Source organism: Pectobacterium atrosepticum (assembly GCF_000740965.1).
In the GTDB taxonomy this organism is placed as follows: Bacteria; Pseudomonadota; Gammaproteobacteria; order Enterobacterales; family Enterobacteriaceae; genus Pectobacterium; species Pectobacterium atrosepticum.
Map to the genome: position 1 here is coordinate 2,512,184 of NZ_CP009125.1, position 21,589 is coordinate 2,533,772.

Annotated in this window: 19 protein-coding genes; 5 read left to right on the forward strand and 14 right to left on the reverse strand. The window is 50.2% G+C overall.

Annotated elements, in window-relative coordinates:
- Positions 1-59 precede the first annotated feature (59 nt).
- The 4 genes from add to manA all read right to left on the reverse strand — a co-directional run bounded on the left by add (position 60) and on the right by manA (position 5,115).
- A complete protein-coding gene (gene add / locus GZ59_RS11060; RefSeq protein ID WP_039291785.1) occupies positions 60-1,073 on the reverse strand; it encodes an adenosine deaminase in 1,014 nt (337 codons plus the stop codon).
- A 121-nt stretch (positions 1,074-1,194) separates the two neighbouring features.
- On the reverse strand, positions 1,195-2,172 hold the full coding sequence (locus GZ59_RS11065; protein WP_011093823.1) for an arsenic resistance protein: 978 nt from the start codon (positions 2,170-2,172) through the stop codon (positions 1,195-1,197).
- Positions 2,173-2,273: 101 nt separating this feature from the next.
- Positions 2,274-3,824, reverse strand: coding sequence for a YdgA family protein (locus tag GZ59_RS11070; RefSeq protein ID WP_011093822.1), 1,551 nt, complete (start codon positions 3,822-3,824; stop codon positions 2,274-2,276).
- Between the two features lie 118 nt (positions 3,825-3,942).
- On the reverse strand, positions 3,943-5,115 hold the full coding sequence (gene manA / locus GZ59_RS11075; RefSeq protein WP_011093821.1) for a mannose-6-phosphate isomerase: 1,173 nt from the start codon (positions 5,113-5,115) through the stop codon (positions 3,943-3,945).
- Positions 5,116-5,354: 239 nt separating this feature from the next.
- On the opposite strand from manA, the gene fumC reads away from it, so the two are divergent.
- Entirely contained in the window at positions 5,355-6,752 is a 1,398-nt protein-coding gene (gene fumC / locus GZ59_RS11080) for a class II fumarate hydratase (protein ID WP_039291789.1), read from the forward strand.
- Positions 6,753-6,810: 58 nt separating this feature from the next.
- Here fumC and tus read toward each other — a convergent pair whose 3' ends face one another.
- Together tus and GZ59_RS11090 are read right to left on the reverse strand one after the other, a co-directional pair.
- Positions 6,811-7,746 carry a DNA replication terminus site-binding protein gene (gene tus, locus GZ59_RS11085; RefSeq protein ID WP_039291791.1) on the reverse strand — a complete coding sequence of 312 codons (936 nt, stop codon included), beginning with the start codon at positions 7,744-7,746 and terminating at the stop codon, positions 6,811-6,813.
- A 171-nt stretch (positions 7,747-7,917) separates the two neighbouring features.
- A complete protein-coding gene (locus tag GZ59_RS11090; protein ID WP_011093818.1) occupies positions 7,918-9,186 on the reverse strand; it encodes an MFS transporter in 1,269 nt (422 codons plus the stop codon).
- Between the two features lie 114 nt (positions 9,187-9,300).
- Here GZ59_RS11090 and GZ59_RS11095 point away from each other — a divergent pair, with 114 nt between their 5' ends.
- The 4 genes from GZ59_RS11095 to GZ59_RS11110 all read left to right on the forward strand — a co-directional run bounded on the left by GZ59_RS11095 (position 9,301) and on the right by GZ59_RS11110 (position 14,024).
- The gene (locus tag GZ59_RS11095) at positions 9,301-10,197 is read left to right on the forward strand and encodes a LysR family transcriptional regulator (RefSeq protein ID WP_011093817.1); all 897 of its coding nucleotides are present in this window, start codon (positions 9,301-9,303) and stop codon (positions 10,195-10,197) included.
- A gap of 234 nt (positions 10,198-10,431) precedes the next feature.
- Complete coding sequence (gene mlc / locus GZ59_RS11100; RefSeq protein WP_011093816.1) at positions 10,432-11,649, forward strand: sugar metabolism global transcriptional regulator Mlc; 1,218 nt, start codon at positions 10,432-10,434, stop codon at positions 11,647-11,649.
- A 133-nt stretch (positions 11,650-11,782) separates the two neighbouring features.
- Positions 11,783-12,448, forward strand: coding sequence for a dethiobiotin synthase (bioD, locus tag GZ59_RS11105; RefSeq protein WP_011093815.1), 666 nt, complete (start codon positions 11,783-11,785; stop codon positions 12,446-12,448).
- 103 nt (positions 12,449-12,551) lie between these two features.
- Positions 12,552-14,024, forward strand: coding sequence for an MDR family MFS transporter (locus GZ59_RS11110; protein ID WP_011093814.1), 1,473 nt, complete (start codon positions 12,552-12,554; stop codon positions 14,022-14,024).
- A 64-nt stretch (positions 14,025-14,088) separates the two neighbouring features.
- On the opposite strand, the gene GZ59_RS11115 is transcribed toward GZ59_RS11110, so the two are convergent.
- The 8 genes from GZ59_RS11115 to GZ59_RS11150 form a co-directional block, all read right to left on the reverse strand.
- Positions 14,089-14,388, reverse strand: coding sequence for a DUF1161 domain-containing protein (locus GZ59_RS11115; protein ID WP_011093813.1), 300 nt, complete (start codon positions 14,386-14,388; stop codon positions 14,089-14,091).
- 105 nt (positions 14,389-14,493) lie between these two features.
- Positions 14,494-15,111: a hypothetical protein gene (locus tag GZ59_RS11120; RefSeq protein ID WP_011093812.1), complete on the reverse strand. Its 618-nt coding sequence runs from the start codon at positions 15,109-15,111 to the stop codon at positions 14,494-14,496.
- Positions 15,112-15,263: 152 nt separating this feature from the next.
- A complete protein-coding gene (locus GZ59_RS11125; RefSeq protein ID WP_039291798.1) occupies positions 15,264-15,614 on the reverse strand; it encodes a DUF1283 family protein in 351 nt (116 codons plus the stop codon).
- Positions 15,615-15,888: 274 nt separating this feature from the next.
- Positions 15,889-16,638 (reverse strand): bifunctional NADP-dependent 3-hydroxy acid dehydrogenase/3-hydroxypropionate dehydrogenase YdfG, encoded by a 750-nt coding sequence (ydfG, locus tag GZ59_RS11130; protein WP_039291800.1) that lies wholly within the window; start codon positions 16,636-16,638, stop codon positions 15,889-15,891.
- Positions 16,639-16,844: 206 nt separating this feature from the next.
- Complete coding sequence (locus GZ59_RS11135; protein WP_039291803.1) at positions 16,845-18,029, reverse strand: pyridoxal phosphate-dependent aminotransferase; 1,185 nt, start codon at positions 18,027-18,029, stop codon at positions 16,845-16,847.
- Positions 18,030-18,325: 296 nt separating this feature from the next.
- On the reverse strand, positions 18,326-19,543 hold the full coding sequence (locus tag GZ59_RS11140) for a glycosyltransferase family protein (RefSeq protein WP_039294981.1): 1,218 nt from the start codon (positions 19,541-19,543) through the stop codon (positions 18,326-18,328).
- Between the two features lie 30 nt (positions 19,544-19,573).
- A complete protein-coding gene (locus GZ59_RS11145; protein ID WP_039291806.1) occupies positions 19,574-20,398 on the reverse strand; it encodes a mannosyl-3-phosphoglycerate phosphatase-related protein in 825 nt (274 codons plus the stop codon).
- A 202-nt stretch (positions 20,399-20,600) separates the two neighbouring features.
- Complete coding sequence (locus tag GZ59_RS11150) at positions 20,601-21,563, reverse strand: GlxA family transcriptional regulator (protein WP_011093805.1); 963 nt, start codon at positions 21,561-21,563, stop codon at positions 20,601-20,603.
- Positions 21,564-21,589: the final 26 nt, after the last annotated feature.

The following is a 21,589-nucleotide window of genomic DNA, read 5'->3' on the forward strand; positions in this document are numbered from 1 at the left end:
CGAGAGTTAGCCGTTTTTCATGAGCGGCAGGCGGAAGTGACAGCATGACGTCACGGTGATTAGGCAGAAGCCCGCTTACGCAGAACCTTTTCACGCAGCTGTTGTTTTTCCTGCTCGCTGATAAAAGCAATGTTCAGGCCGTTTTCCTGCGCTTTGCGCGTTTCTACCGCCGTCAGGCCGGCAAGTGGTGCTGCGACCTCATATTCGTGGCGGATTTCGATGCCTTGAACCGCAGGGTCATCGGTATTGATAGTGGCGGGAATGCCATAACGCAGGAAGTGGATAAGGGGATGTTTATCCAGTGTTTCCACCGTACTGGTTTGAATGTTAGATGTCAGACAGGATTCAATGCCGATCCCATTCTCTGCCATGTGCGTCATTAGGCGAGGATCGATAATGGCGGTTACGCCGTGCCCGATACGCTCTGCGCCCAGATGATTAATCGCCTGCCAAATACTTTCCGGCCCAGCCGCCTCACCCGCGTGAACGGTGATATGCCAGCCTGCATCGCGGGCTTGTTGGAAATGAGAGGTAAACTGCGCACCAGGGTAGCCCAGTTCATCACCCGCCAGATCGAGCGCTACGATACGATCGCGCTGTGACAACAGGGCATCCAACTCTTGTTGGCAGGCCTCGGTACCGAATGTCCGACTCATGATGCCAATCAGACGGATGTCGGTATCGAAATCACGGCTGCCTGCTGTAATACCATCGATCACAGCTTCAACAACGCCCGCAATCGGCAGCTTATGATTCATCGCCATATAGTAGGGAGAGAAACGTAGCTCGGCGTAATCCAGCCCAGCGTTCATGGCATCTTCAACATTTTCGTAAGCGACGCGGCGGCAGGCATCCAGTGAACCGAGAACGGCTACACCCCAGTCGAGCTTTTGTAAAAAACTCAGTAAATCAGGTTCATTTTTGGTGACCTGAACGTGAGGGCGGAGTGCGTCAAGATCGCTGGCAGGTAACGCAATATTATACTGGCGTCCTAGTTCCAGAATACTCTGGGCGCGGATGTTGCCATCCAAGTGGCGGTGGATATCAGTCAGTGGCAGGCGTAAATCAATCATAATGTTATTGTCTGATTATTGTTTTTCATAGGACAAAGTATAAAAAGAAATCGTGGTAAATAGCTAATCGTTACCGATAAAATTCAAGCGAACTGGGCAGTAATTGAGCAAAAACAATCTGTTATTGGTTTTTTTGCTTAATTTCAGGCGCGTTTAACTTAGGGATAACTCGGATATAAATGAGTTCACTGAGTAACTCGACTAAAGTTTGGCTGACAATGACGGCAGGAAGTAACGGTAGTGCACCCGGTATTGCCAAGGCCAGCGGGAGAATAACCAGAGAGTTACGTGTGCTGGCGCTAAAAGCCACTGCTCGTCCGCTAGCCGAATCCAATCGGAATACGCGGCTAGTTAACCAGCCAAGCAACGGCGCCAGCAGAGCGAAGAGCAGGTAAAACGGTATTGCGAGTAAAACGGATTCCCAGGTGGTGCGCAATTGTGGAATGACAGCAGCCACCACGATAAACAACACCAGAGCCGTGGCTGGAACGGTCAGATAGCCTAATGCATCTGAACATGTTGCCATAATACGCAGCCGCGCCGCTAGCCATTGCAGAAGGGCTGCCAGTGCTAAAGGTATGGCGATGAGCCAGATAAACGCGTCGATAAAGGGTGCGAAGACGATGAGTCTGGCGGCCTCATGGCCGAGGAATAGCGTCAGGTAAAAGGGTAACGCCAGCATTTGCAGCATCAGTAGTATGGGTGTCGCGGCCAGTAGGCGGGTGGCATCGGCACGGCCCAGATGCGCGAATGTCACCACGTAATCTATACAGGGTGCGAGTAGCACTAATATGATGCCTAGCTTCACCAGCGGTTCGGCGGGGAGAAAGGGTAACAGCACCGCGATCAGTAAGGGAATCACGATGAAATTGGCAATGAGAAGCGCGCCGATGAATCTGACCTGAGTGATACTTTTTCCTATCGTGGTCAGCGGAACTTGCAGAAACGTAACAAACAGCATCAGCGCCAGAGCGGGATTAATCACGGCACTGAGTTGCTCTGTTTCCGGAATAACCATGGCGGTTGCCGCTGCCGCTATTACAGCAAAAAAGTAGATTGCGGCCTGATGGGCTTCCATAAAAGGTTTCAGCGCGGACATGACGTTATCTCAATATCAAGCAGAAGATTTAGGGCAGAAAAAACGGTGGCTGAAAGAGCGGCCACCGTGTGTTTTAGCGCGTAATATTATTGAGTACTAGATTATTGCGCTGGTGGTGCGATCGGCTCTTGCGGCGCGCCAGGCTGGGATTCTTCACCTTCTTCCGTTGGAACGGAGAAATAAGGGGCGATGAAATCGGCCAGTGGTATCTTGTTACCGTTGAAGTCAATTTGACCATCAGCGTAGTGCAGTGAGCTGGTAATCGCATTGTCCTTCGTGACACTCATTTGGTTCATTTGACCGATGCCTGCCATCATCTTAGCTTGCTGCTGCGCCATTTCTGTCGCCTGCTTTTGCTCTTCTGCGTTAGCTGGTTTCGGCCCCGCCTGCACCATTAACTCTGCCAGCATATCGAGCGGTACATTGAGTTTGGCATCGAATTTTTTGACCGATTGACGAATGATTTTTTCTTCATCCGATACCGTTGCGTCAGCGGCTTTATCCGTGCTCTGCAATGGGTCGGTTAAATCCAGTGCCAGCGTGAATGTGCCTTCTCCTTTACTGTTTTTCCAACTGATCGGAGAAATCTCAACGCTAGGATTACCTTTCAGCAGTTGTGGCAAGTATTGCAGAATAGACATAGCGACTTCATGCTGATAAACATCGGGGTCCATAGCACTTGGATCTTGCAACAGTTTCTGCACTTTTGCCTGATAGGCGGTGAGGAACTGTTTGGTACCCGCGCCGTCAAGCTGTGAAATGGACATGCTTGCGTTACCCGAGCCCAGATTACGGTCGCCGATGACTAAGGAACCCAGCGTAACGTCCATTTTGCCCGCCAGATTTTTATCATCTTCCGTTGCGCTACTTTGCAGAGAGAAGTCGTTCAAGGTAACAGGATCGCCGCCTTCTACGGTAAACGTCATCGTTTTAAGAGATAGGGCTCCATCGCCTAAATCAATATCGAATTTGCCTTTTTGATTAGTCCCCTTGATGGCGAAATCGCTGACATCGACCTTCTCGGTTTGGCCCCAAGCGTTTTTCCTTTCCATCTTCACGCTGCTGATGGTGGTGTCCAGCTTGCTGCTGCGTAGATCGTGCCCGATATCCAACAGCGCTTCTGCGCCGCTGAAGGAAAATTTCTGTTCTGGCGTCTGATAGTCGATCGGCACCAGCGTAATAAGTGACTGCGTATCACCGCTGTAAGCGACGCGAGTGTCGGACGTAAAGAATGGTTTATCTTTGGTCAGCTCAAACCAGGCTTTGACTGCCGGGGTGTTGGCCAACTCGGTATGAACAGAAGCCATCGACGGAGCGAGGTTGAATTTCTTTAGCTGTGCCAGCGGGAACGGCCCGTGAGACACGGTTTCGTTGAAGACGAGTTCTTCACCGGGCGCAAGGAACTGTGTACCTTTTGCTGTGCCATCGGTCTGTAAGACATAGGCCAGAGTGCTGCTGAATATTCCGCCTTGATAGTCGCGATAGACCACTTTTAACCCAGCGTTCGGGTAGGCTTGCTTGATCTTAGTGTTCAGCGTATCGGTAAAACCATCAATCTGCTGAGCCACTTGTTTGCCGGTGTACCAGGATGCGCCGGTCCAGATGGCGCCCAGAGCAACAATAACGCCTACGGCGACTAATGACTTATTCATTTTTATTCATCCTTTAGTAAAAAAATGCGCGTTTTCAACGCGAAACGCGGGTAACTCTCAACGTAATGCGCAGGTAACTTTCAACGCGATACGTGGGTAACACAGCGTATGGAACAAGTTATCGGTTAAATACGCGAGCGAGACGCCCCTGTCCCTCAACCGTTATCGGTGACTCACTGGCGGAAATAAAGCAGGATTCTCCCGGACGTAGCGAGAGCCGCTGCTCATTTTTTTGCAAGACGGCATGGCCGTCGACGCAAAATACAATGGCAGCACTGTCTTGGCGGAGCGTTTGTGGGCTCTGGCTCAGTTCGTGCAGTGAAAAAGCAAAATCATCAACAGGAATGGGGAAGCTTAGTTCATTACCCTGTCGCTGTGGCGTAGTCAGCAACTGGTTTGCGGGTTTGCCTTCAAACACGACATTTTCCAGCAGCTCTGGAATATCAATGTATTTCGGCGTTAACCCCGCACGCAGCACGTTATCCGAGTTCGCCATGACTTCTAATGCCACGCCTTTTAGATAGGCATGCGGCGTTTGAGCAAACAAGAACATGGCTTCGCCGGGTTGAAGCGTAATGACATTCAGCAGCAGTGGGGAAAACAACCCGCTGTCATCGGAATAGTATTGTGTAATCGCGCGAATAGTGGCCCACGGCTCGTCATTCTGACTGTTTAGCGCAGCCTTCAATACGCCGAGTGCACGGGATTTTTGCTCACCGTCCATACTCAACAGATTAGTGAACAGCATGGCGAGGTTCTTCGCATCGGGCTGTTGTAAAAACGCGGCGATTGACGGGTGTGCGCTGGCAACTGGCTCTAGCAGGTGCACAATTTCAGATAATTCTCTAAACCCGTTCATGGCCTGAAAGGGCGTTAACGCGTAGACCAATTCCGGTTTGTGATTGGCATCTTTGTAGTTTCTTTCGGCTGCATCCAGCGCGATACCGGCGGCATTTTCTTTCGCAAAGCCTTGTTCTGCCGCTGATTTACTTGGATGAACCTGAATAGAAAGTGGCTGTTCTGCACACAATACTTTAAACAAAAAGGGTAATTCGCCAAAACGTTGCGCGATCGTTGCGCCAAGATGAGCTGTCACGTCTTCGGCAATCACCTCACGCAGGCTGCGGGTGTCGCCTTTTTCATCAATAATCGCCGAACTGCTTTTAGGATGGGCACCCATCCACAGTTCCGCCATCGGTAAATTTTTAGGGTTATCAATGCTATAAAGCTCACTTAACGTGTGTTTGCTGCCCCAGGCATAGTGCTGGACGCAATTGAGCATTTTTTGCATGTCGGCTCCCTGCTATTACATTAATGGTTAATTTCTGTGACGCTGGCTGTTAACTACTTGAATGATTATGAATACACTGCATCTTCTTCGCTTCATGGTAATGTTTTATGTAGCGCGATGCCAGACCGTGTTAGTAGACACAATAAGTGTTATAGGCCAGTTAGTGTTATCAGAATAGGCCCAGCGATGTGATTCGATGTCTTCTACTATTTGAATCTGTGTTTTAAGGAGGAAAGGTAATGAGCACGACACGTAGTGAAAAAGACTCAATGGGGCCAATCGATGTTCCTGCTGAACATTTATGGGGTGCGCAAACACAACGCTCACTGGAACACTTCCGTATTTCTGAAGAAAAAATGCCACGCACGCTGATTTATGCACTGGCGCAAACCAAGCGCGCGGCGGCCCGCGTCAATATGGATCTCACACTTCTATCTGCCGATCGGGGAAATGCGATTATTCAGGCCGCGGACGAGGTGTTGGCTGGCAAACATGCTGGGGAATTCCCGTTAGCAATCTGGCAGACGGGGTCTGGCACGCAAAGCAATATGAATATGAACGAGGTGTTGGCTAACCGCGCCAGTGAGCTATTGGGAGGAGAGCGAGGCAACAATCGGCTGGTTCATCCCAATGATGATGTCAATAAAAGTCAGAGTTCCAATGACGTATTCCCAACGGCGATGCATGTTGCGGCCGTGGTTGCGATCAACGAACACCTGATTCCTGAATTGAAAGCGCTGCACGCCACCCTGGCGTCGAAGGCTGAGGAATTCAAAGACATCGTCAAGATTGGCCGTACGCATTTACAGGATGCGACGCCACTGACGTTGGGGCAGGAAATCTCCGGCTGGGCCGCAATGTTGCAGCATAATCTGAAGCATATCGAAAACAGCGTGCCACATATTTGCGAGCTGGCGCTGGGCGGTACGGCGGTAGGTACTGGGTTGAACACACATCCTGAATATGCGGTGCGTGTGGCGGCGGAACTGGCGAAATTAACCGGTCAGCCGTTTGTGACCTCGCCGAATAAATTTGAAGCGCTTGCGACCTGTGATGCGCTGGTTCACGGGCACGGTGCCTTGAAGGGGCTGGCAGCATCGTTAATGAAGATTGCCAACGATGTGCGTTGGCTGGCATCTGGCCCGCGTTGTGGCATCGGCGAACTCAGTATTCCTGAAAATGAACCGGGTAGTTCCATCATGCCGGGCAAGGTCAACCCGACCCAGTGTGAAGCGCTGACAATGCTGTGTTGCCAGGTGATGGGCAATGATGTTGCTGTGAATATCGGCGGAGCTTCCGGTAATTTTGAGCTAAACGTGTACCGGCCAATGGTGATTCATAACTTCCTGCAATCGATTCGCCTGCTGGCTGATGGCATGAAGAGCTTTGATGAGCACTGTGCGGTGGGAATTGAGCCTAATCACGATCGCATTACTCAACTGCTGAACGAATCACTGATGCTGGTTACCGCGCTGAACACGCATATCGGCTATGACAAAGCGGCTGAGATTGCAAAAAAAGCACATAAAGAAGGGCTAACGCTGAAGGCGTCCGCGCTCAAACTGAACCACCTCACTGAAGCACAGTTTGATGAGTGGGTTCGACCGGAAGAGATGGTCGGTAGCCTGAAAAAGTAATGGCGCTGTAGTTAGCGTTTTATCACGTAGCCTGCCGATTTATATCCGCAGGCTTTTTTTATTCCGGCGCATCGGTATACAGATGCAAACGCGGGATAAGCAGGCGAAGTTCGGCTGCTTTCGGCTTGTGCTTATGTTTGATGTTGTTGGCATCGTAAGGATTGAGTTCGCCGATAATCGGCATAGTGCCCCCAGATTCCTGCTGACAAAGCACAAGTAGAGGAGACGGGCAGGGATGTTGAACCTGTTTCTGCTGCTCGGCATACCACACGCGTGCGATTGGCTGCACTTTTACCGGACGTTTGATCTTCAAGACCGCGTCTTCCGGTAACTGCAATACGGCATCCATTTCCTGTTCCACATGCTCAATCCATTGCGCTTTGGTATACGGCGCCGCATGCTTTGCTGCATTCAGGCTTTTGGTCAATTTTTCCAACAATTCTATGCGTGTCATGTTGTTGATGACGTGCTTATTCGCCCAGCCAAACCGGACTGACGCTGGGTTGGTTATGAGCGTTAATGAACGGTAAGCGCTGAGTGTGATCAGCCCTTTCAGGTGTGAGTGGACAAACTCAAAGCGCTGTTCCGGCTCTAGACCAGATTCGACGGTAATAATCTGCTCCAGCTCTTTTTTCAGTGCATTAATTTCCGCGATGAGCGAATGTGCCTGCTGATATTGCGCCGCGTTTACCGCAAAGCAGAGAGCACCTGGTAAGCGAATTGCACTTTTGCTGCTGAGCGCTTCCGGGTAGTGGTGAATGAACAGACGCTGAAAGTGCGCGAGTCCTTTATCTTGAGCCTCCTGACCAACGTACTGCGTGACGGCAATGTGCTCAATAGGATCGTGCTCCGTTCCTTTTTCCACAGGGGGAAGGGAGTAGACGCGGCCCGCCAGCAGTCGATACGTTGAAAACTGTTGCTGCATCACTGCAAGCTTGATCTCTAACGTTTGAAAACAGTCGTTCATGCGTTCGATTAACGCGTAGCGATTCATAGCTAACCCCAATTTAGTTACAACATACTTATGTTTATACTCATAAATACACACTTCAGCAATTGTGATTATCGTTATTTTCAAGCAGGGCTGGTGGGATAATATTGAGGAAGGGAGTAGAAACAACGCGGAGTTTACCCTGATGCAGGTAAACCCCGGTAATAAAAGAGATTAAATACGGTGTTTTAGTATCAGGCTGACTACCAACGCGAGAAGTAAGAGCGTCGCGAGAAACACTGTGATCCCCATCCAGCCGAATGAATGCCAAAAGAATCCCCCTAGCGTGCCTGCCAAGCTTGAGCCCAGATAGTAAGAAAAGAGATACATGGACGAAGCCTGACCTTTCGCGCGCCGCGCACGTTGCCCAATCCAACTGCTCGCTACCGAGTGGGCAGCGAAGAAACCTGCGGTAAAGAGCATCATCCCGCCAAAGATAGCGAATAGCGGGCTCAGTGCCGTTATCCCTAATCCGATTAGCATCAGAAGAATCGAAATACTCAGCACCGGGCCGCGTCCGTAGCGGGACGTTAACGCACCGGCTTTCGGTGAACTGTAACTTCCGGTGAGATAGACCACCGAAAGTAAGCCAACCACCGCCTGACTGATTAAATACGGCGGAGCTAACAGTCGATACCCGATGTAGTTAAACAGGGTAACGAATGCGCCCATCAGCAAAAATCCCTCAAGGAACAGCAGCGGCAAGCCTGCATCGCGCCAGTGCAGTTTACTATTCAGTAATAGCGTTTTCGGGCGTAGTGAGCCGGGGCGGAAATGGCGTGATTCCGGCAGAATTCGCCAAAACGTTATCGCCGCAATGAGCGCTAGTATGCCGATTGCACCGATAGCAACTCGCCATGGGAAATAGTCCGTTAACACGCCGCTGACCAAACGTCCGCTCATTCCTCCAATCGAGTTACCGCTGATATATAACCCCATCGAAAACGCCAGCACGCTGGGGTGAATTTCTTCACTCAGGTAACTCATGGCGACAGCCGCGACACCACTTAGCGACAGGCCAATCATCGCCCGCATAATCAATATGCCGTTCCAACTGGTCATAAAAGCACAAATTATGGTACAGATTGCAGCCAGCATCAGCGACACGGCCATCACATTCTTACGACCAATCGTGTCGGACAGAGGGCCGGTGAACAACAGGCCAAAAGCCAGCATCACCGTTGAGACGGAAAGTGACAAACTGCTGGTTGCTGGAGAAATACCAAAATCCTGAGATAACACCGGCAGCAGCGGTTGTACACAATACAGCAGGGCGAACGTTGCTAACCCAGCGGAAAATAGCGCGAGCGTGACACGCATAAATTGTGGTGTACCACGCGTGATATAAGGTGTTTTTCCAGAAGATTTCGGGGCAATATCGTCCGCAGCGTCGACCGTAGAAATAGGCCAGTCGTTCGGTGCAGAAGATGGCAGGTTACTCACAATAATTCCTTAGCGGGAAAGGTAAATCAGACGTAAAACAACAATAAGCCGATCATAGAAGAGTGATATTATTTTGTATAATATATTAATAATCATGATTGATACGTTTAACATATGAATATAGAACTGCGTCACCTTCGCTATTTTATTGCTGTCGCCGAAGAGCTACATTTTGGCCGAGCTGCTGAAAGATTACGCATTTCACAGCCGCCACTAAGCCAACAGATTCAAATTCTGGAGGAGCAGGTGGGGGCGAAACTTTTAGCGCGCAACAACCGGAATGTTCAACTTACGCCAGCAGGCGCAATGTTCCTGAAAGAAGCCTGGTCGATTATCAGTCAGGTTGATCAGGCGGCAGAGCGGGCGTCCCGCATTCAACGCGGCGAGATTGGGGAATTAACAATCGGCTTTACGTCGTCCGCGCCGTTCATCAAAAAGATCTCCAGCAGCCTGCTGCGTTTTCGCCAAACGTACCCGGAAGTGCATATTCAGATGATCGAGCTCAACACCAAGCAGCAAATTGAACCGCTGCTGAACGGTAAGCTTGATATCGGCATTATGCGCAATAACCCGTTACCGGACGCACTGGATCATCAACTACTATTACGCGAACCGCTGATCGCCGTAGTGCAGGAATCCCATCCCTTAGCGCAGCAGGCCGCAGGGCGGGCAATCAACATCACACAGTTGGCAAATGAGCCGTTCGTTTTCTTCTCCCGCGCGGTTGGAACCGCACTGTATGACGACACGCTGACGCTGTTGAAACGCTATGGCATCAGCCCTTACATCACGCAAGAGGTAGGTGAGGCGATGACCATCGTTGGGCTGGTATCGGCGGGATTGGGCGTGTCCATTTTGCCTGCGTCATTTTTGCGTATCCGGGTCGATGGCGTGAAATATTTGCTGCTGGAAGAAGAGGACGCCACAACGGAAGTCTGGCTGGTTACGGCGCGACATCATCCGCAAAGTGCAGCGGCTAACATGCTGATGTCGCTGATGTTGGGTAGATAATATTTTAAATATGCGCGCTAAATCACATAACGAATCAAATATTTGACGAGTTTAGTGAAAAGCCCCACCATACCCGCAGTTTTTTTATTTTGCAGCGTGAAAAATAGTCATACCGCGATAATAAAGATGAATTTTTCAACAGCAGTGCCAGTTATACCCTAAATAATTCGGGTTGTAGCCAACGCATAGGCAGCTTGAAATATGATGGGTATATAATGCGTAGGAGCCAGGTTTGTGATTGCCGACGGTCAACCAGGACACATCGATCAAATCAAACAAATTAATGCCGGTGCAGTCTATCGGCTGATCGATAAGTACGGCCCGATATCACGTATCGAACTGTCCAAACGCGCTCAGCTCGCACCCGCCAGTATAACCAAAATCGTCCGCGAACTGCTGGAAGCTCATCTGGTACAGGAAACTGAATATCAGGATGTTGGCAGCAGAGGGCGTCCCGCTATCGGCCTGATTCTGGATACCCAGGCCTGGCACTATCTTTCTGCACGCATTAGCCACAATACCCTGTTATTGGCGCTGCGTGATCTCAGCAGTAAGCTGGTTGTGGAGGAAGAAATTCCGCTTCCCGCAGAAGCTCCGCAGCCACTGCTCGACCGCATTCTGAATGAAATCGATCAGTTTTTTATTCGTCACCAAAAACGGCTGGAGCGGTTAACGGCAATCGCGATTACTGCGCCGGGCATGATTGATGCCAGCAAGGGCATTATTCATCGGATGCCATTTTATGACGTTGAGGAAATGGCGATTGGTCCAGCACTGGCACTGCGCACGGGCCTGCCAGTGTATTTGCAGCACGATATCTGCGGCTGGACGATGGCCGAAGCGCTATACGGCGCATCACGCGATTGCCAAAATGTGATTCAGGTGGTGATCGACCATAACGTCGGTGCGGGCGTGATTACCGGAGGACGCATTCTGCACGCAGGGAGTCGGAATCTGGTCGAGATCGGGCATACGCAGGTCGATCCTTATGGCAAGCGTTGCTATTGCGGCAATCACGGCTGTCTGGAAACGGTCGCCAGCACGGAAAATATGCTGGAACTGGCACAACAGCGCATGAATACCTCCATGAGTTCGCTTCTGCACGGTTCACCGCTCAGCGTTGAAAACTTGTGCGATGCTGCGCTCAAAGGCGATCAGTTAGCTAAAGATATCATTAACGATGTGGGTAATAACGTGGGCCGAATTGTCGCCATCATGGTGAATCTCTTCAACCCCGATAAAATTCTGGTCGGTTCCCCCCTGAATAAAGCAGCCAGCATTTTACACCCTGCAATTTTAGGCTGTATTCAACAACAATCATTCCCGCCCTATAGTCACAACATCCAGGTGGAAGCTACTCAGTTTTACAATCAGGGCACGATGCCCGGTGCCGCACTGGTAAAAGATGCTCTCTACAATGGAACGCTGCTAGTTAAATTGTTGCAGGGATAACCATAAAGGTGTAGAGCAACAAAACATTGCGCTAACGCAAACCGCCCGAATGAGGCATAGCCTAGACTTTCACGCTTGGAAAGCATTTTAGCTGTGCTTGTTTTTTGGTATTCAGGTGGTCTGGAGTTATCCCATGTTGAAACGTATTTTTGTCACTGGTACTGATACCGCCGTTGGCAAAACAGTGGTATCCAAGGCGCTACTGCAAAAACTGGCGCAGGCAGGCAAATCGGTTGCAGGTTACAAACCGATAGCAAAAGGGTGTCAAGAGACGGAAGCTGGCCTGCGCAATAAAGATGCACTGTTGCTTCAAGCAGCCTCCACGCTGGAATTACCCTATAAGATGGTTAATCCCATCGCACTGCGAGAAGATGAAATCAGCGCCAGTGAAGACGCCATTGATTACTGCACGATGACACAGGGTCTGCGCCACATGGGCGAGATAGCCGATATCGTGGTGGTTGAAGGCACGGGGGGATGGCGAACCGTCATGAACGATCTGCGTCCATATTCCGAATGGGTGGTACAGGAACAGCTTCCTGTCGTGCTGGTTGTCGGCATCAAGCTGGGCTGCATCAGCCATGCGCTGTTGACGGCGCAGGCGATCATCAATGATGGGCTGCCGCTGGTCGGCTGGGTTGCCAACCGTATTAATCCTGGTCTGGCAAATTACGCAGAAATTATTAACGTTCTGCGGAAAAAAATTCCGGCACCGCAACTGGGTGAACTGCCTTACTTGCCGCGTGCCGAACAGCGGGATCTGTCGTCTTATATCGATCTTTCCGCCGTCAGCTACTAATTTCTTTTAGCCCTCTATTCCCGCATCTCTGCGGGAATAAATTTCCTCCGTAACGCCACCTGTTATACTCACAGGCAGTTTTTCTTCTTATCTTGAAAATATAATGAAAACAGAGAATAACCAGAAACAAACACCTGTCCCACATCGCCATTGGATCTTAATTGCCTGTATGTTAGCCATGTTCACGGCAGCGATTGAAGTGACAATTGTCGCGACAGCGCTTCCCACTATCATCGCGGATTTAGGTGGATTTTCCCTACTAGGTTGGGTCTTTGCAGGTTATTTGTTGACGCAGTCGATCAGCATTCCGATTTATGGCCGATTGGCCGATCTGTATGGTCGTAAAAAGATTTTCTTCTTCGGCATGATTGTGTTCCTGCTGGGGTCGATTCTGTGCGGGTTTTCGACGCAGATGGGCTGGTTGATTGTCTTCCGTACCTTGCAGGGGCTGGGCGCAGGGGCGATTACACCGATTGCATTCACCATTGTTGCCGATGTGTACAGCTCAACCGAACGCCCGAAAATACAGGGCTATTTATCCAGCGTGTGGGGCTTTTCCGCCATTATTGGCCCGTTGCTCGGGGCGTTCATTGTGCAACACTTCAACTGGGCACTGGTGTTCTGGGTCAATGTGCCGATTGGGCTATTCTCTATCTTCCTGCTGGCTCGTTATCTGCCGACGATCAATGTCGTTCGTCAGCATCAGTTGGACTGGACGGGCGCGTTCTATCTGGTTGTGTCCGTTGCCAGCTTGCTGATGGCACTGCTACAAGCTGAGGTATTTGGCTACTGGGTGATTCCTCTGCTTGCGCTCTCCGTCGTGGGCGGCATTCTGCTGGTTCGACAGGAAAAACGTACGCAGGAACCGCTGTTTCCGCTGGCGCTGTGGCGCAACCGAGTCATTATCGCCGGCAATCTCGGCGGATTAGTCGTCGGGGCCGCTATGATGGGCGTGAGCGCCTTTTTGCCGACGTTTATTCAGGGCGTGATGGGTAAAACTCCATTGGAAGCGGGCAGTATATTGGCGATGATGTCGATTGGCTGGCCGCTGGCCAGCACGCTGAGCGGACGGTTAATGCTGTGGACATCTTACCGGTTTACGGCGATGTGCGGCGGTATTGTACTGATTATCGGCAGTCTGACATTATTAACGGTTCAACCGGACAGCAATCTTATGTGGGCGCGGCTAGCCGCATTTTTGATCGGTTCAGGGATGGGGCTGAGCAGCACCACGTTTCTGGTATCGATACAAAATTCGGTGGACTACTCCATTCGTGGCATTGCGACCGCCTCCGCGATGTTTACCCGAATGTTGGGTTCCGCGCTGGGAACGGCAATTCTTGGAGCCACGCTGAATATCAATCTGCACTGGCGATTACCGGAAGTGAGCGATCCTCTCCAGACGCTCATGGACCCAGCCAAGCGCATTTTACTGAGCGTAAATCAGCTCGATACGCTGGCATCGCAAGTCGCTTCGTCAATCCACGGCGTATTTATCGTTTCCGCACTCATCGCGGCTATTACGCTGCTTTCCGCCAGAATGATCCCCGCGAGTCAGCGACCAGGACAGACGTAAACCAGACAGGAATACCAGCAAAAGAAAAGGCGCGAAAGCGCCTTTTGAACATATAGAGAAGGGTTTACGGTGTGGTCGTCGGCTGGCCTTCAGCTGGCGCAGGTGCGCTTTCAGCATTAGCTTCACCATCGGCATGACGGGTGTAAACAATCTTGTGTGAATCACTCTCGCAGTGACCCACCACCTGACCACCGGCTTGATTCACCTGATCGTTCGGTACAATATCCAGCGTAAAACCGGATTCTGGCACACCATTGGCGATGATTTTCTGGGTAATATCCGCTTTCACGCTCTCGCAAGATGCCTGTGCAGCCAATGGAGCAACCAGGAATAACGCGGCACTAAAAATGACGGTTTTTTTCATCTTTTGATCCTTTTCTCTGAAAAAAGTCTATTTGAGTATATCAAACGATGAGGATAACGCGAAAAAGCGGCGAAATCAGACCATCAATGATGGCCAGGAAACACTCTAGACGCAGGGGCCGGTGGCGCAGCCATACATCATAAACAGCGGGAAAAGGATAACGGCCGGAATCATGAGAGGGGCAAGCAGTACTTCTTTACCCGAGTTATCGCTGCTATTGATTACAACGGGGATTGGCTGCGGCAAGCGTCCATTGTCTGTCGGGCTGACCAGCGAACCTTCTTTCTTACTGAATGTGCCTTTCGCGCTAAACGTGACTTCGCCTTTTCCCATCGTCGTGGGAATTTGTGCCGCGTAGAGCTCGCGTAAATCGAGTTCCTGCGCTTTGGTCAACCGGCGAGTATCAATCATATTTTTATAGCTCGCATAGACTTGGCCATTATGGAGAGAAAAGTCGACCCTCACACCAATAATGATGTCTTTATAATCGCGATAAAACGCGTAATAGTCCTGATACTCCTTTTGCGTTCTTGCGTCGGGGAATGTGTAAACGTAGGTATTGGACTCAGCGATAAGCGTCCCGTTGTTGTTGGCGATATGCGTGATGTTGTCCGTTTTCGGGTATGTGCTTGCGCATGAACTGACCAACAAGCACATGATCAGCAGGCCCCACAGCTTGATGTGAAAAGGGCGTGAAAATAACCGTGCTAAATCCATATTCATCCTGGTGCACTCCATTTTGGATAAAAACGCGTGTTGCTGCGGTGTAGCGCTAATCGTTGAATTTAAAGGTGATGTCATCCTCGAATGCAGATTAATTTGCTGCAATACGAAGAGGAAAGGGGAAACCCACGCCAGAAGGCGTGGGTAAAGAATTATGGGGCAACCGGACGACCTGTACGACGATCGAGGCAGCGATCGGTCGTATTTTCCCAATAAGCATTGACGTTATAGCTCGCGTTGCACTTCTCACGCCCATCAATGGATTTTTCAGTTTTATCGAATTCTTTCTCAACGCGGTTATTAACTTTATTACGCAGCGAGCGGGTTGAATCCCATTGCTCTTTGCTTTGACGCGCCGCTTCTTTCGACAACGCGCTGTCGCCAGAGTCGACAATGATATGGCGCGTATCAGCCAGTGCGGCAGGCTGCCAGGCAGCGGAAACGATAACCAGAGAAAGCGGGATGAAGGCCCGAATCAAAGAGGAAAAGGAGTAGTGGTTCATGTTTCACCTTGACAGAACGAATGATAAAAACAAACGCCGATGCCGTAAAACGATAACAAGCGCACGGCAAGCGATAGACAACAAAAGGCGACCGCCGTTCCCTGTAACCTTCGCGCTTCGTGCAAAACGAAAGGTTGCCTATAAAGATAAGTATACATCCTTCGCTTCAACGGCACTATAACCGTGCAACATCGGGTTAAATGCTGTTTGTGACATCATAGAAAAGGGCATGAAACCACGTTCACACCCTTAATTCTCGTCCTGTCGGCGATTATCAGCCTTCGCGATGTACGCTTAACCCTGCAAAAGATTGGCTAACTGGCATCATTTCCAGCGTGTTGATGTTGACGTGTGCTGGCAGGGTAGCAACCCAGAAAACAGCTTCAGACACATCTTCAGCGGTCAACGGTGTCGTGTTGTCGTAGGTTTTGCTGACTTTGTCGTCGTTACCCTTGAAACGCACGGCTGAGAACTCAGTTCCACCGACCAGACCCGGTTCGATATTCGTCACACGGATCCGGGTGCCAGACAGATCGGCGCGTAATCCCAGGCTAAACTGCTGCACGAACGCTTTGCTGGCACCGTATACGTTACCGCCTGCGTATGGCCAATTTCCTGCGGTAGAACCGATGTTAATAACATGACCGATATTGCGCTCTACCATGTCAGGTAGCAGCGCGCGCGTCATAAACACCAAGCCTTTGTTATTGGTATCGATCATATTTTCCCAATCGTCTACCGATGCCTTATGTGCAGGCTCCAGGCCTAGCGCCAGTCCAGCGTTATTCACCAGCACATCAATCGCCCGCCATTCGGCAGGCAGAGAGGCAACGGCCTGCTCAATCGCCTGACGATCGCGCACGTCTAATTTTAGCGGATATAACGCATCGCCCAGCTCAGCCTTCAGCGCATCCAGACGTTCCTGACGGCGGCCCGTCGCGATCACTTTATGGCCCGCGCTAATAAATTTACGGGTAATTGACTCACCAAACCCAGCTGTTGCACCGGTAACAAAAATAATCATGCTTTTTTCTCCCTGACCGTTTTCATATTCTGTTTGTGCCTGATATCGATATAAATAATGAAAGGCATGAGATCATTTAGCCGCGCAATTCCCCGTGGGTCAAGCGTTACTCCGGTTTCAACGATACGGTTCAGGAATAATTGCCCCTCAGGAAGAGGGGCGGATATCGCGCCATAACAGTGCGACAAGACAGGTATAACGGATAATTAAATCCAGTTCTTGTTACGGAATTCTCGCATGGTATCCGCGACCCACTGCATTTCCTGCGGTGTGCCTAGTGAGATACGGCACCAGTTATCCGCCGGAGGAAACGCACGGCCGATCAGCACGCCAGCGTCTGCCATATGCTTTTGGTAATCCTTGAGCGGAACGACCAACTGATGGAAAACAAAATTCCCTTCTGACGGCAAGTACGGCAATTTCAGGTCATCTAGCGCCTTCAACAAGATTTGACGCGACACATCATTACTCTTTTTACTGTAGGTAATAAATGCCGAGTCGTTCATGGACGCCAGTGCGGCATCCACGCCGCTAAAGTTAATTTTTTCACCCGCGACATACCGTCCCATCAACGCAATCACGGTGGGATGCGCAACGGCATACCCAACGCGCATACCGGCCATCGCGTGTATTTTGGAAAAGGTTTTGAGCAGAATAATATTTTCTGCGCCTTGAGTAATCATCGGCGAAATAGAGCGAAAACGTGGGTCATTGACGAATTCGGCGTAGGCTTCATCGACGATAAACATCGTATTGGCAGGCTTGCTGGCAATCCACGGTTCGATTAAATCCGCAGGCGTAATCGTGCCCGTTGGGTTGTTAGGATTGACCAGATAAACAATGGAAGGGCCACTGTAACCCGCAACGGCCGCTTTTAGCCCTTCAATATCGAACGCCCAGTTGTCGAGCATTTTGACTTTTGTGACTTTCATTCCGGCAATTTTGGCAAAGTGCTCGCCGTCACCGTAGGTTAATTCAGGAATGACCAGTTGCGCATCCAACGATGCGTAGGCTTCAATCGCTGCCCGGATGCCCTCGGATGAGCCTGCCGTCAGCAAAATGGAAGGGGCCTCCACCTGATGATGCGCTGCCAGTTTATTGCCAAGCATCAAAATTTCATTCTTTGCGTAGCGGTTGGCTTTCACCACCGCATCACGTGCGGCGGCTTGCGCCTTGGGTGACATCCCCAGTGGATTCTCATTGAAGTTAATACGGATTGGGTTATCGGCCGACGGTGCGGTAAATGCTGCGCTCTCAGGCTGTGTCTCGGCAAACACTCGCGAACTTAATCCTGTGGTTACCGCAGCCGTCCCCAGCAAGGCGCCAGAAAGTTTTAATAATGCTCTGCGTTTCGGGTTTAACACGTCGCTTTCATTGATTAAAAAATTCATCAAAACACTCTCCTTAGTTACATAATGACAGGAGAGCTAAAGCATAAAGCGCGCCAGTTTTCCCAATCGCTCGATCTCTAATACCTTGTCAAATAGATGAAATAATATTTTCTTACGACAAGTTTTCCCGTATGGCGGGAAATTTCACCTTTATTGCGTATCGATCAAAGGTAAAAAAAATTGATTTATTCATCAGGTGATTAAATCAAAGGATCGGTGTTACTTATGCAAGAGATCCATCATGACGCATAAAATGATGCATCATGATGCGCTTGCCCTACGAGATAGCGATTGAGTCACGCTTCCTGATTGTCGGCTTCTACCGCAGCGTACAACCGGTCAAGAATATCGGGAAAAGCAGACTGCACGCGGTTCCAGCTCGGTACAAACGGTTTATCACCTGGACTATCGCTGAAGGCATGGCCGGAAAAGGTGATCACATCGGAAAACAACTCCACAGCCGACTCTTCTTTATGGCGGTCAAAACTCAGGCCGTTCATACGGGCATCGTGTTCGAAGGCATCGATCATATCAAGAGCGGTGCGATAGTAGGTCGCACGCAGGACACGGAAAGAATCTGTGGTGATATTCACACCAAGAATGGCCAGCTTGCGATACAGCGCTTTTGTGATATCCGCCGCCATGCGCTGCAATCCTGCGTTCGGATCGTCTTCAGACATCGGCTGATGTTTATGGTCGTAGCGATCCGCAATGTCTACCTGACAAATACGGCGAGTTGCTGTTCCTCGATGGATCTCTGATAGCACACCAATCTCCAGTCCCCAATCGCTTGGAATGCGCAGGTTATTCAGGATTGCGGTGCGCATCGCAAATTCGCCGGAAAGCGGATAACGGTAACTGCGCATGTAATCCAGATAGTCGGAATTACCGTAGACCTTTTGCAGCGATTTTAGTAACGGATAAACCAGTAGGCGTCCCACGCGGCCATTCAGTTTTCCCTCAGCAACGCGGGCGTAATAGCCTTTGCAGAAGTCGTAACTGAAGTGCGGATTCGCCACAGGATAGAGCAGGCGAGCCAACATCGCACGATCATAGGTGACAATGTCACAATCGTGTAAGGCGACACAGGCAGAGCGACGCGATGCCAGCGTGTAGCCGACGCAAAACCAGACATTTCTGCCTTTGCCGAGTTCACGCGGTGCCAGCGATTTTTCTGCCAACTCGTCGCTGAGTGCTTTCAGTCGCGGGCCATCGTTCCACAAAATACGATGCCGCTGCGGTAGACGAGAGAAAAATTCTCGAGCGTAAAGAAACTGTTCCCGATCGGCGCGATCCAGCCCAATCACAATTTCGCCAAGGTAAGAAACCTGGGATAGCTGCTCGATAATGTGGTTCAGCGCAGGACCTTCCAGCTCAGAATAGAGCGATGGCAAAATCAGTCCCATGCTGTTTTGCCCGGAAAATACCTGAAGTTCATACTCCAACTCTTCCGTACGTCTCTGAGTGAGATTGTGAAAATTGGTAATGATGCCATCTTGATAAAATTCGCTCATCGTGTGCTCCCATACCATCTTGTGGCTCATTCATGCCAAGAAATGACCGTTGCTGATAAAGTGATCCAGTCCTTCGCTCCAGCCCCGAGGCCCTGAATTCTTTGTGCAATATTGTTCACCGCCATACGACCCAGGGAGGCTAACAATTTGATTTTCAATACCTTTAATTAATACAGCACAGTCTACGGTGCATAAAAGAGAGATATCGTTCGGGCCATCGCCGAGGCCGAGGGTTTTGACGTCAGTATCGTATTTCTCGATATACTGTGTTTTTATCCAGTTAGCCGTAAATCCCTTACTCGTTTGAGCGCTCATGACGTGATAGAAGCGACCGCCTTGCGTCAGCGCCAAACCCATATCCGCCAATAATTGGCGAAAATGCGGTAATCTGCTGGCATCATCCAGCCAAAGCAACGGTTCAGAGGCTTCACGCTGTTGCGCTAGTCGGGCGTCTTGCTCGCTTAACCCTGTGACTTCTGCTACTTCCTTACCGCTCATATCACCAAAGCCTTTGAAGCGAAAACCGGATGCGCGCAGTTGCTCTAGCTGTGTGCGGATAATGGAATACCCTGAACCCATCCTCTTCCTTGGGTAGTCAGGATGAGGTCGCCATGTCGGCGGCAGTGTCGCAATGGCGCCGTTTTCAGCAATATAAGGATAATCATCCAGCCCAAGCGCCTGCCGTAATGGCTCAACTTCGGCCGCTGTTTTACTGGTGGTAATAATCAGCGGAATTGCTTCATTCGTCAGCCGCGTCAGCCAGGGTTGCGCGTCATCCCATCGGTAGGTCTCATGGTCAAGCAATGACCCATCGAGGTCGCTGAAAATAATCAGCTTCGTATTGCGTGGTTGCATAGGTTCTCCATGTTTTATCGTGGATAAACAGAGAGTAACGATGGACGGTTAACGTTAGTCAGAAAGGGCGTGTGTTTGTCAGTGAGGTGTTGTATTAGCAGTATTGGTGAATGTGATCATAATCACATTTTAAAGATAGGCGGCGATCTGTAGCTTCACCAATAGCATAATGATCTGGCTACTTTTCTGTGCAAAATGAGGATTAGCGAACGCTACTTTTATCCTGAAACGTTTTACGCCAGTCGGTTGGGTTAACGCTAAAACGTTGTTTAAACTGCTGGCGAAATGTCACCACTGACTGAAACCCCACACTATCCGCAATCGCTTCGATTGAATGGGATGTCGATTCCAGTAATACCTGGCTATGGCGAAGCCGTTCTGCCGTTAACCAGTCGCTGACCGTCATGCCCGTGGCACGGAAGAAATGCCGGGTAAATGTTCTGCGACTCATCTGTACGCGGCTCGCCAATGCATCCAAAGAGTGGGGAGCGCGGAGATGGCTGCGCAGATAATCCAGCAACTGATTGATTTTGCTATCCCGTGTATTCTCCGGCACAGGATGTTCAATAAACTGGGCCTGCCCACCTTCCCGATAAGGCGGAATAACCAAGCGGCGAGCGGCACGGTTAGCGATAGCGCTGCCGCAATGCTGGCGCACCAGATAAAGGCAGCAGTCAATTGCTGCCACCGTGCCCGCAGACGTAATCAGATGTTCATCTTCAACATAGAGCGCATTGGTGTCCAATCGCACATCAAGAAAGCGGGCGATAAAATCCTGCTCAAACGCCCAGTGTGTTGATGCGCGGCGGCCATCTAACAACCCAGCATAAGCCAGCACATAGGTGCCTAAGCATAATCCGGCGATCTGTGCTTTGCGTGCTTCTGCAACACGTAATGCATCCAGAAGTCGCGTAGAAGGGCACGTATCTGGATGGTTCCAGTAGGGAACCACGATCAAATCAGCTTTTTCCAACGCTGAAAAATCGTGCTCAACGTTGATAGAAAAACCGTGTTCAGAGGCAACCGTACCCGGTTTTTCTGCACAGAAAAAAAGTTCAAACTGTTTTTCTTCATAGAGCGTGTCGCTGAAAACCATACTCGGTATAGATAAATGAAACGGGCTAAAATTTTCGCAGACAACCACTGCAACGGTTAATACAGCCATAATAGCCCTCGTTAAAGATCAATATG

What these genes read in the sequence shown, in the direction of transcription:
- add (WP_039291785.1), bottom strand. Translation starts at nt 1,073, where the DNA reads ATGATTGATTTACGCCTGCCACTGACTGATATCCACCGCCACTTGGAT.
- GZ59_RS11065 (WP_011093823.1), bottom strand. Translation starts at nt 2,172, where the DNA reads ATGTCCGCGCTGAAACCTTTTATGGAAGCCCATCAGGCCGCAATCTAC.
- GZ59_RS11070 (WP_011093822.1), bottom strand. Translation starts at nt 3,824, where the DNA reads ATGAATAAGTCATTAGTCGCCGTAGGCGTTATTGTTGCTCTGGGCGCC.
- manA (WP_011093821.1), bottom strand. Translation starts at nt 5,115, where the DNA reads ATGCAAAAAATGCTCAATTGCGTCCAGCACTATGCCTGGGGCAGCAAA.
- fumC (WP_039291789.1), top strand. Translation starts at nt 5,355, where the DNA reads ATGAGCACGACACGTAGTGAAAAAGACTCAATGGGGCCAATCGATGTT.
- tus (WP_039291791.1), bottom strand. Translation starts at nt 7,746, where the DNA reads ATGAATCGCTACGCGTTAATCGAACGCATGAACGACTGTTTTCAAACG.
- GZ59_RS11095 (WP_011093817.1), top strand. Translation starts at nt 9,301, where the DNA reads ATGAATATAGAACTGCGTCACCTTCGCTATTTTATTGCTGTCGCCGAA.
- bioD (WP_011093815.1), top strand. Translation starts at nt 11,783, where the DNA reads ATGTTGAAACGTATTTTTGTCACTGGTACTGATACCGCCGTTGGCAAA.
- GZ59_RS11110 (WP_011093814.1), top strand. Translation starts at nt 12,552, where the DNA reads ATGAAAACAGAGAATAACCAGAAACAAACACCTGTCCCACATCGCCAT.
- GZ59_RS11115 (WP_011093813.1), bottom strand. Translation starts at nt 14,388, where the DNA reads ATGAAAAAAACCGTCATTTTTAGTGCCGCGTTATTCCTGGTTGCTCCA.
- GZ59_RS11120 (WP_011093812.1), bottom strand. Translation starts at nt 15,111, where the DNA reads ATGAATATGGATTTAGCACGGTTATTTTCACGCCCTTTTCACATCAAG.
- GZ59_RS11125 (WP_039291798.1), bottom strand. Translation starts at nt 15,614, where the DNA reads ATGAACCACTACTCCTTTTCCTCTTTGATTCGGGCCTTCATCCCGCTT.
- ydfG (WP_039291800.1), bottom strand. Translation starts at nt 16,638, where the DNA reads ATGATTATTTTTGTTACCGGTGCAACAGCTGGGTTTGGTGAGTCAATT.
- GZ59_RS11135 (WP_039291803.1), bottom strand. Translation starts at nt 18,029, where the DNA reads ATGAATTTTTTAATCAATGAAAGCGACGTGTTAAACCCGAAACGCAGA.
- GZ59_RS11140 (WP_039294981.1), bottom strand. Translation starts at nt 19,543, where the DNA reads ATGAGCGAATTTTATCAAGATGGCATCATTACCAATTTTCACAATCTC.
- GZ59_RS11145 (WP_039291806.1), bottom strand. Translation starts at nt 20,398, where the DNA reads ATGCAACCACGCAATACGAAGCTGATTATTTTCAGCGACCTCGATGGG.
- GZ59_RS11150 (WP_011093805.1), bottom strand. Translation starts at nt 21,563, where the DNA reads ATGGCTGTATTAACCGTTGCAGTGGTTGTCTGCGAAAATTTTAGCCCG.